The organism is Oleiphilus sp. HI0066 (genome assembly GCF_001635725.1).
The window spans coordinates 1-968 of sequence record NZ_LWFH01001642.1; the positions used below are offsets into that span (position 1 = coordinate 1).

At 43.7% G+C, this 968-nt stretch carries 1 protein-coding gene; it reads left to right on the forward strand.

Annotation, left to right across the window (positions count from 1 at the left end; genetic code table 11):
• The coding region (locus A3738_RS25620; RefSeq protein ID WP_304440131.1) for a methyl-accepting chemotaxis protein at positions 1-756 on the forward strand (756 nt) is incomplete at its 5' end.
• Positions 757-968: the final 212 nt, after the last annotated feature.

Genomic DNA, 968 nt, shown 5'->3' on the forward strand with positions numbered 1-968 from the left:
GCGATCAGCCAAATTCTGGATAGTATTACTAGTAACGCCGAACGCGCAAATCTAGCGTCAGATGCTGCCAACGAGGCCAAGTCTAATTCTGAAAAAGGCAAAGCAGCGACGCAGCGGGCGGTCGAATCAATTCAAGATGTCGAGCAAGAGATTACAAACGCAGCAGAAGCTCTCGCAGGTGTAGAAAACGACACAAATGAGGTAGCAAGCCTACTCGCGGTGATTGATTCGATCTCCGAGCAGACCAATCTACTCGCACTTAACGCAGCAATTGAGGCTGCTCGAGCCGGCGAAAATGGCAGAGGGTTCGCTGTGGTCGCAGACGAAGTCCGCAGTCTGTCCCACAAAATTCAACATGAAACAGCAGCCATTACGACGACGGTTAACAATCTAAAAGTCGGAACAGAGAACGCAGTTGCCGTCATGCGTGCTAGTAAAGAAAGCAGCGAACGCAGCACTGAGTCATCCCAACTCGCCGGCAAATCACTTGATCAAGTTGTAGAATCGAGTGATTACATCGCCGGAATTAACCGAGAAATCAAATACAATACCAACATCAATACAAACTTAGCCAACGACATCAAAGAGAATGTCGACCAAACAGCGCAAATTACCTCTGAGTCAACGACGGCATCCCATCAAATCCAAGAGATTGGGAACGACATTGCGTCATTAGCATCTCAACTGCATGAACTTGTTGGCCAATTCTCTAACGAATCGAATAACCACTCTGAAGCACAAGAAATTTCGAAGTAATAATAACTACCCTCATTGTAATTTCTTGCAAAACTAAAACGCTACCTCTCTTGTTTTATCGTCGAAAACGAGTTTGAGACCACCTGAAAAACCCCACCACATAAGGCATTTATACAAACCATAAGAAAAAGTGATAGCCATAATGATAACATCGGCTTTTCTTATAAAGAGAATAATTTTCCCTATATAAGAAATAAAATTTCATATAAATC